The 7,013-nt window shown below is 56.9% G+C and carries 13 protein-coding genes; 6 read left to right on the forward strand and 7 right to left on the reverse strand.

The window, feature by feature from the left end; genetic code table 11:
- On the reverse strand, positions 1 to 216 hold a 216-nt coding region (locus ACGVJ8_RS07330; protein ID WP_392346805.1), incomplete at its 3' end, for a metallophosphoesterase family protein.
- Positions 217 to 221: 5 nt separating this feature from the next.
- Entirely contained in the window at positions 222 to 986 is a 765-nt protein-coding gene (locus ACGVJ8_RS07335; RefSeq protein WP_392346807.1) for a GTP-binding protein, read from the reverse strand.
- Positions 987 to 1,135: 149 nt separating this feature from the next.
- Between ACGVJ8_RS07335 and ACGVJ8_RS07340 the strand changes: the two genes are divergently transcribed.
- Complete coding sequence (locus tag ACGVJ8_RS07340) at positions 1,136 to 1,405, forward strand: hypothetical protein (RefSeq protein ID WP_392346809.1); 270 nt, start codon at positions 1,136 to 1,138, stop codon at positions 1,403 to 1,405.
- Complete coding sequence (locus ACGVJ8_RS07345) at positions 1,402 to 1,590, forward strand: hypothetical protein (protein WP_392346811.1); 189 nt, start codon at positions 1,402 to 1,404, stop codon at positions 1,588 to 1,590. The genes ACGVJ8_RS07340 and ACGVJ8_RS07345 overlap by 4 nt, the downstream gene beginning before the upstream one ends.
- A 735-nt stretch (positions 1,591 to 2,325) precedes the next feature.
- On the opposite strand, the gene ACGVJ8_RS07350 is transcribed toward ACGVJ8_RS07345, so the two are convergent.
- Entirely contained in the window at positions 2,326 to 2,502 is a 177-nt protein-coding gene (locus ACGVJ8_RS07350) for a hypothetical protein (RefSeq protein WP_392346813.1), read from the reverse strand.
- Between the two features lie 168 nt (positions 2,503 to 2,670).
- Between ACGVJ8_RS07350 and ACGVJ8_RS07355 the strand changes: the two genes are divergently transcribed.
- The 3 genes from ACGVJ8_RS07355 to ACGVJ8_RS07365 all read left to right on the forward strand — a co-directional run bounded on the left by ACGVJ8_RS07355 (position 2,671) and on the right by ACGVJ8_RS07365 (position 4,064).
- Entirely contained in the window at positions 2,671 to 3,090 is a 420-nt protein-coding gene (locus ACGVJ8_RS07355) for a hypothetical protein (RefSeq protein ID WP_392346815.1), read from the forward strand.
- Between the two features lie 532 nt (positions 3,091 to 3,622).
- On the forward strand, positions 3,623 to 3,787 hold the full coding sequence (locus ACGVJ8_RS07360; RefSeq protein ID WP_392346817.1) for a hypothetical protein: 165 nt from the start codon (positions 3,623 to 3,625) through the stop codon (positions 3,785 to 3,787).
- Between the two features lie 115 nt (positions 3,788 to 3,902).
- A complete protein-coding gene (locus ACGVJ8_RS07365; RefSeq protein ID WP_392346819.1) occupies positions 3,903 to 4,064 on the forward strand; it encodes a hypothetical protein in 162 nt (53 codons plus the stop codon).
- A 37-nt stretch (positions 4,065 to 4,101) separates the two neighbouring features.
- Here ACGVJ8_RS07365 and ACGVJ8_RS07370 read toward each other — a convergent pair whose 3' ends face one another.
- The 3 genes from ACGVJ8_RS07370 to ACGVJ8_RS07380 form a co-directional block, all read right to left on the reverse strand.
- Positions 4,102 to 4,341 (reverse strand): DUF3136 domain-containing protein, encoded by a 240-nt coding sequence (locus ACGVJ8_RS07370; RefSeq protein ID WP_392346821.1) that lies wholly within the window; start codon positions 4,339 to 4,341, stop codon positions 4,102 to 4,104.
- 83 nt (positions 4,342 to 4,424) lie between these two features.
- Complete coding sequence (locus ACGVJ8_RS07375; RefSeq protein WP_392346823.1) at positions 4,425 to 5,111, reverse strand: LuxR C-terminal-related transcriptional regulator; 687 nt, start codon at positions 5,109 to 5,111, stop codon at positions 4,425 to 4,427.
- Between the two features lie 63 nt (positions 5,112 to 5,174).
- Entirely contained in the window at positions 5,175 to 5,393 is a 219-nt protein-coding gene (locus ACGVJ8_RS07380) for a CP12 domain-containing protein (protein WP_186513002.1), read from the reverse strand.
- A gap of 146 nt (positions 5,394 to 5,539) precedes the next feature.
- Here ACGVJ8_RS07380 and ACGVJ8_RS07385 point away from each other — a divergent pair, with 146 nt between their 5' ends.
- Positions 5,540 to 5,767 carry a DUF3136 domain-containing protein gene (locus tag ACGVJ8_RS07385; RefSeq protein ID WP_392346827.1) on the forward strand — a complete coding sequence of 76 codons (228 nt, stop codon included), beginning with the start codon at positions 5,540 to 5,542 and terminating at the stop codon, positions 5,765 to 5,767.
- 150 nt (positions 5,768 to 5,917) lie between these two features.
- Here ACGVJ8_RS07385 and ACGVJ8_RS07390 read toward each other — a convergent pair whose 3' ends face one another.
- Positions 5,918 to 6,802 carry a GNAT family N-acetyltransferase gene (locus ACGVJ8_RS07390; protein WP_392346825.1) on the reverse strand — a complete coding sequence of 295 codons (885 nt, stop codon included), beginning with the start codon at positions 6,800 to 6,802 and terminating at the stop codon, positions 5,918 to 5,920.
- Positions 6,803 to 7,013: the final 211 nt, after the last annotated feature.

Here is a 7,013-nt window from a genome sequence, read left to right on the forward strand (position 1 = left end):
ATTCAAGCCGTCAATCATGTCCTCGTCCCAGCAACCCTGGCAGGTGGGAATCTCGCGCTGACGCACCAGTTCCACCACTTCATTGGGCTGGGGTCCGTAGCCCACAAGGTCTCCAAGGCAGGTGATGGTTTGGATGCCCTGGGAGTCAATGTCGTTGAGCACAGCCTCCACAGCGGCCAGGTTGGCGTGTAAACAGGAGATGACGGCGTGGTTCATGTCAATCAGCCTTGCGATGTGAGTTGTTGTTGCTGCATGGAGAGCACGTCATCCGCGAGCAGACAGTCGTTGATGGTGGCTTGAATCCCTTCAGGGTTGAGTGCCTTTCCCTGAACAACGAGCTCTGAGGTTCGACTGGGGCGACCCTGCGGCGGTGCCGTGGTGTCCAGGGGCAGGAACTGGGATGCCTCCTGGCTCACCATCCAATTGCAGAAAAATGCCCGCCCGTCAGGAAGATTCATCAGGCCTTTGGCGCGGTACACATCGCCGTAGGCACCGTTGACGAGTTCAAACCAGAAGCTGCTCAGGCTGTTGGGATCCCAGACACAACCCGAAAGAGAGGTGTGCCAGGCCTCGAGCTTGCTGAACTCCAAGGTGTCCTTCGCGGGCAATTCAGGGTCTCGCCCGAAGTGAACGAGTTGGTCGGGGTGCAGCTGCAAGGCCTCCAGCTTGGAGCGAACGTCGTCTCCGAGACCCTCAATGCCCTCCTGGCTAGGGGGGTGGAACTGCTGCACTTCGATCAGGGTCAGCCCATCGTTGTCCTGCTTCAGATCTGTCGTGTTGGCTATCGACGGCTCCTCAAGTCTGGGCACCTGGTCCTTGAGCCAGGCCAGGTCGATTCCGCTGTCTGCCCCCTGCTCGAGCCCCGCCTCCTTGTCTCCCTCCAGCCGCAGGTAGGCGCAGGCGCCTTGATGCTGCTGAAGGCTTTGAAGCGCCCAGGTTGTTTTCCCGCACCCCGGGGGGCCTGAAATCAGGCACACTTGGCCCATCGCAACCTCCTCGAGATTCGAGAATCATTCTCATGATGGGCCGTCGTCGTCGCCCTGTCCCGTCCTCTCCGTGCCTTTGGACGCTTGGTATCGCTTGCTATGGCGCTTCGTGCTTCTCTAGCTAGGGTCATCAAACCCGGTTGTGATTTATGCAGGCCCTGGAGTTCCTCGCCCTCGTGCTGGTGAACTTGGCTCTGACGGTTTATCTGGTTGAAAAGGGGTACAAGTTCTGGAAGGAGAAGCGCCGGCTAAAGCGCCTCATCAATCAGCATCCCGAAATGAAGGGGGTGCATCCCGATGAGGATAGCCTCTTTGTGTTTGAGAGCGATGATTTGCTCAAGGTGCTCGTGTTGGAAAACGATCAGCCCGGCTCTGATGAACCCTTCTACGTCACAGAAGAGGATCTCGAAGAGGAGTGAATGGATTGGCGCAGGAATGGAACGATGAGTTGATCACCCAGGCTCAACATGAGCTCAAGGAGATGGTCGCTGACTGGAAATATGACTATGGCGTGAGTGATCGAGATTGCTCGGCCATGTTGCTTTGGATGTTGATCAAGCTCAATCCCGAAGCCACGATCGACGCCGGCCTACTTGATCGCTGATGCGACCGTTGTCTAGGTGCAATCACCGATGGCGTTTGGTTCCTGAGGATACAGAATGAACAGGTAACCCCCGGCTCAGAACAGGGGGAAACTGCGTCGAACAGGGGAGGGACTAGGGAACCCTCCTTTTTTGTGACTCGGCTGCAGAGTGTTGCCCCGGCGCTACATCTGGGGTGCTGCCACAAAAAAAGCCCGCCGAAGGAGCGGGCCGGGTGATGGGGTCTCTCAACATAACCCCGATGGCCACCACATGTAGCGTTGACGTGTAATCAAGGGCTCTGCATAAGAGATATTGCTCTCCCTAGATCTGGGGCTGGATAGGTGTTGTCGAGCCAACGCATCAAGATCTGGTGCTATCGGCCGGGTGATGGGGATTGTTCCGGCTTGATGATTCGCTCCATAGCTAGGGCGAATTTTAGTGTCATCGATGTGAGTGGTGGTTGTGTTCCACTTCAGGCACGTTGCGGCTCAGGTAAAGCGCGTTGCTGAGTCCCATCGCAACGGTGCATCCGGCTGGTCGGCAGACCCGATAAAGATGATTGCCGATAGATTCCACGGTTCCATTTCCTTGAACGGAATAGAGCAGACGAAGTGTTTCGGCCATGGGATCACGTTTGAAACTGCAGCCGTCCTATGGATCCGAGCTTGGACCGGGCTGCGACAACCGATATGGGCTTGGCTTTCTTTGCGTCTCTCGGCATTCCTTAAGAATTGCACTCCTGGGCTCTTAAGGGCCTAGGTGCCTGGGAAATGGCTTGCCTTGAGGCGATCGAGGTAATTGCGCACCTCAAGATCCGGGATGCGCATCACCCGTTGCATCAGGTTCTGTCGATGGGCGTAGAGCCCTTTGCATCCCTTCAGCGGTTCGATCAGCAGATCGAGCAGTTGAGCTTTGGTGGTTGTGTTGGTCATGGTCTTGGGTTCTCCTCGCCTCGTGTTCCATCAGCATCGGCAAAACCTGAGGGCCACACATCACCCACTTGAGGGGTTGTGGGGCGGTGATCCAAAGCGATGTCTCCCTCATCTGAGGGGACGTCGTCTTATGACTCCCCTTAACGTGACCTGTCTTCTGGGGTTCCGATGAAGGTTCTGCAATCCGTTCTGGCGTTGCTGTTGGTGCTGGTGCTGGGTTGTGCAACAACCTCAACAGTCTCTGCGGCAACGATTGAGGAGGAGGCCAGTGGTGATCTGATTGCCACGCTGGAAAAGGCGCGGGATGTTCGCGAGCAGGCCGACATCAAGATTCGAGAAAACCTCAAATTGATGGCGTCGAGTTGTCTCTATATGAGTGATTCGTTGAAGGAGTTGATGGCTCTGGAGAATCAGTTTGAAGACCGCCAGATCGAAGATTTCACCGTTGGAATGGCGGATGCGGTTGAGCTGGAGTTGCTCGATGAGGAGTCACGCAACATCAAAGCGCTCTACCGCAGATCCCACTGTGATGATCCGATTATCCTGCGCGAGCAACTGCGGCAGGCCGATCAGAAGCGCAAGGCCTGATTCAGCAGCAGACCCCCGGTCCCTGTGACGGAGGGGGCCGGGGGTCTGTGTCTGAACGGTGTTGTTCAGGGTTGATGTGGCCGTCCTGTTCCGATGAACAGGCGGCCTAACTCGCTCGTTTGTGCATGACGCAATCCATCAGGTGTGGCTGAAGGAAGGTCGAAGCGTCTGGCTTATGGCGCCTGGGGCCATGTTCCAAGGGGTCGGGGATGGGAGCTCCTTAGGGCACCTGGCACGGTGCAGATGGAGTGCCGATCGGCCTGGCCTTTCGCACAAGGCCTGTCGAAGGGCGCACCCAACAAGAGGTGTGAAAACTGTTGGAGCAGGGGCCTGAAAGTCAGCTTGCTTCTGACGTCTGCTCGGTTGGACCGTTGTCTCGCATGGACGCCTCCGATTTCGATACGCACAGTCTTGGGGCTGGGCCAGGCCCTGGCAATCCGCACGAACACGCATTGCCTTTTAGGGGAGAACCGGCTGAAAGTGGGGCTGGCGTGGCTGAGATCTGATTAGCCTGAACCATCCCGCGCGGCTGATGACCATTCCCTTTGGCACGCCTGAGCCTTCGGACGGTCTGCTGAACAAGTCGGTGTCCTCAACCCGACTGCGCTCCTGGCTGAACACCCGTCTCCGTTGGCTCGCCATGGGCCAACGCATTCAGGATGCGCGAGCCCTGCGCAGTGAATTTCTGGTGGAGTGATGTTTATCGCGTGCTGCTTTGGTGAGAGTCAGAGCTCGCCCTGCTCACCCTCCAGACGGCTTCGATCGATCCATGCACACATTTGCCGAAGTGCGGCGTCATCTATCTCCACCAGATGATCGGCCCACTCCTGCATGATCAGTTGGAGGTGATCGGGATTGTGGATAGTGAGCTCTGGGCCCATCAGCACGTATCTAATGCGGAGCAGTTTCCAGGCCTGGGCCTCGAGCAACCAGGGGTGAGCGGCCAGTACCGTTCCACCCGACTGATCGGCTGATATTCACTGTCCATGGTCTGATTCAGTGCCGAGACAACTAATCCACCTTCTGGCTTCGCTGATGCGCCTGAAGTGAAAGGAAGAGCGCGCGTGGATTACCGTAACGGTCTGGAAGGGCCTGATGCAGTCGGTTCAGTCGTTGCCAGCAGACGCTCTCTCTGGCTTCCCCTTCTTTCACACCATCTGCCACCAGGTATTCCATGGCGCGGGTGTACACCGCTTCCGTTTCTCGCAGTTCTGCGAGGGATGGTTCATGGGTGAAGGTGACTGCTACCATCTCGTCGCGATATCACTTATCGCTATCCATTGACGCCTGGGCAGGGTCTTGATCTCTACCCCCATCTGGGGTGAATCCTTCGCTCAGATTTGAACCATGCCGCAGCGCATTCCCTTCAACACCGCCTGAACCCGATTGTTCACTTCAAGGGTGCGCAACAGCCGCTTGGTGTAGGTGCGCGCGGTCTCTTCGGTGACGATGAGATCTTCCGCAATTTCCCGGTCGGACATGCCGCGGGCGAGGCGGTCGAGCACTTCGTATTCCCGCGGTGTCAGTCGCGGGCAGCTAAGATAGGGAAGTTCATCCGAGCGCAGAGATGGGCTGCGGTAGGAGTGATGTCCCATTACCGCAAGCACTGCTGCCTCAAGCGGTTTGCGGTCTTCGATGATGTCGGCTTCGGCGACCACGGCTTCCAGCCAGGGTGCGTTGTCGTACTCCACCGGAATGGCATCGCTTAACGCCAGTACCACCACCTTGAGGCCAGGTTGAAGTTCTCGGGCTTTGCGCGCTAACTCAAAGCCATTTCCTTTTTCAAGCAGATCCGTGCAGAGAAGCAGTTCAAATGAATTCCTTTTGAGATAACTCAAGCAGGACTCTTCATCCGTAACGGCACAGCCGATCCGAGATCTTTCGCTGAAACTTTCGCAGAAACAGCGCAGGAAGAATCGTCCCTTCATTGCTAAGGCAATGCTTCCGTTGATGGCAACGGAAAGCAGGGGCTCTTCGTCGGGAGACGCGGGTTCGCTCTGCAGGTATGGGGTCAGATCCATGCGCTTCCCTGCATCTTTTATCCATCCTTGCGGGCCAACCGGTCCGTATGGTTTCGACCGTCGTCAGTCGTCATAGACCCGGCATTCCGGAGCGTCGGGATTCAGGTCGCAATGCACCTCGAGGGAGGTGGGGTCCTTGTGTTCTCCGGGATGGTGGCTGCGATAGGTTTCGAGCCCTTCGAGCTCGGTGGCGTAGTGACGCGCCTTGGCCTGGTCTCCGCTGGCTTCCGCCTTGGCCAGTTCCTCACGGTCTTTAGCGATGTGGGTTTCGATTGATTCCACGCTCAAAATTGCAATCAAAGCCCATCTAACGCGCGGACTAGATCGTTGAGCTACCCCCATCCGGGGACAGGGCGATTGTCCCCATATGGGAGGCGATGCAATGGCCTAGTTCATTGCACAGTTCTGCTCGGCGGAGTGAACAAACTATGAGCACATCCAATCTCAGTATCGGAGAGCTTGAAGCCAAATATCCGCTGTACTGCAAGGCCTTGAAGATGCTGATCAAGCAGGGGAAAACAAGTGCTGAACTTCAACGAACACTCTGTTGGGATCGTTTGCGTTTGTTGCATCGCTCCTTGCCAAGGCAATACAAATCGCCCGAGCGATTGATGTTGATGATTCAGGCCGAGTTCTCGTCAGTTCACGATACCTAAAGGGATGATGTCAATTGAATCTGATTCCATCAGGGCTCAAGTTGTGAGCGAGGTGATGCACAGGATTGCCAATCTTGATCAAGCGCAAAGCTTTGAAGACAGTTATGCGCTGACTCAGGAATTTAGGGAGTGGTTACTCGACCCTCGGATTCAACCGAGCTCGAGGCAGGCCAAGCTATAGACGTTGCGGTCGTGGCCTTCCTCCGGCATCACGCCCTTGTACATGCGCACGGTGGAACCCATGGGTTTGAAGCCCTTCGCCGTTGTGATCGTTTTGGCAGACGGGTTATGCCCCGGGGTGTCGATCAGAACGACTCCCTTGTGGCGGTCCATGGCGTTGTTCAGCAACAGTGATGCCATACCGGCATCTTCCGCCAGCCAGGGCCCCACCCGCCAACCTTCCCCGATGGGGAGCAGGCAGGGCCGAATGCGCACGTAGCCATGGCATTCCCCCTGGGCATCCCTGGCCACAAAGACGTCTCCTGCCCGGTGGCGTAACCACAGTTCAAGGAAATGGGGACGCGGGCTGATTTCGTGGCGTTCGTCGTAGCGCTGAATCGCCTCGAGTGAGATCTCACGCAGTGGCACAACGGTGATGTCGCTGCGGTGGAGCAGGGTGCTGTTCGGGTGTTGTGGTTGATCGCTGCAGCACAGCATCTGCCGGCGTGTGGTGACGCAGTCCTTCTGAAATCCTGCTTTTTCGTAGAAGCCCACCATTTGGACTGCCGCTTCTAAGCCGATGCACTTCACGCTGCTGAGGGTTTTTAAGGCGTCTTGCCAGAGGCGACGGCCAATTCCCTGCCCCCGATGCTGCGGCTTCACCACGAATAGGCCGATGAAGGCGTAGCTGGGGTTGTAAGTGACTGCGGCGATGCAGCCCACCGGCGCATTGTCTTGCCAGGCAAGCCAGATTCCCTGCCGATCGGTGTTGGCATAGATCTCGATATCCCCAACCCCTGGAGCGAACTCCTGTTCACGGGCCATCTCTGTGACCATGTCGAGGTCGGATGGCTTGAACGATTTGATCTCCAGCATCGGTAGTCAGGCGAGGGATCTGCAACCTGAGCGTTCGATCAATGGTCAGGCGACGTCAGGCGGCCTGAAGAATCGAATCCACACTGGTTGGGTATCGGCGCACGCAGGCATCGGTTTCCATGGCGACGATGCGCGCTTCCCGGCGATTGGCCGCCTGGAGTTGCAGCGTGTGTTGGCTTCCGTCGTTTTTCTTGTGTTGAACCAGAAAACA

Origin of the sequence: Parasynechococcus sp. (genome assembly GCF_042954245.1) — a bacterium.
GTDB lineage: Bacteria > Cyanobacteriota > Cyanobacteriia > PCC-6307 > Cyanobiaceae > Parasynechococcus.

What these genes read in the sequence shown, in the direction of transcription:
- ACGVJ8_RS07375 (WP_392346823.1), bottom strand. Translation starts at nt 5,111, where the DNA reads ATGGATCTGACCCCATACCTGCAGAGCGAACCCGCGTCTCCCGACGAA.
- ACGVJ8_RS07365 (WP_392346819.1), top strand. Translation starts at nt 3,903, where the DNA reads ATGATCGGCCCACTCCTGCATGATCAGTTGGAGGTGATCGGGATTGTG.
- ACGVJ8_RS07355 (WP_392346815.1), top strand. Translation starts at nt 2,671, where the DNA reads ATGAAGGTTCTGCAATCCGTTCTGGCGTTGCTGTTGGTGCTGGTGCTG.
- ACGVJ8_RS07350 (WP_392346813.1), bottom strand. Translation starts at nt 2,502, where the DNA reads ATGACCAACACAACCACCAAAGCTCAACTGCTCGATCTGCTGATCGAA.
- ACGVJ8_RS07370 (WP_392346821.1), bottom strand. Translation starts at nt 4,341, where the DNA reads ATGGTAGCAGTCACCTTCACCCATGAACCATCCCTCGCAGAACTGCGA.
- ACGVJ8_RS07360 (WP_392346817.1), top strand. Translation starts at nt 3,623, where the DNA reads ATGACCATTCCCTTTGGCACGCCTGAGCCTTCGGACGGTCTGCTGAAC.
- ACGVJ8_RS07385 (WP_392346827.1), top strand. Translation starts at nt 5,540, where the DNA reads ATGAGCACATCCAATCTCAGTATCGGAGAGCTTGAAGCCAAATATCCG.
- ACGVJ8_RS07335 (WP_392346807.1), bottom strand. Translation starts at nt 986, where the DNA reads ATGGGCCAAGTGTGCCTGATTTCAGGCCCCCCGGGGTGCGGGAAAACA.
- ACGVJ8_RS07390 (WP_392346825.1), bottom strand. Translation starts at nt 6,802, where the DNA reads ATGCTGGAGATCAAATCGTTCAAGCCATCCGACCTCGACATGGTCACA.
- ACGVJ8_RS07340 (WP_392346809.1), top strand. Translation starts at nt 1,136, where the DNA reads ATGCAGGCCCTGGAGTTCCTCGCCCTCGTGCTGGTGAACTTGGCTCTG.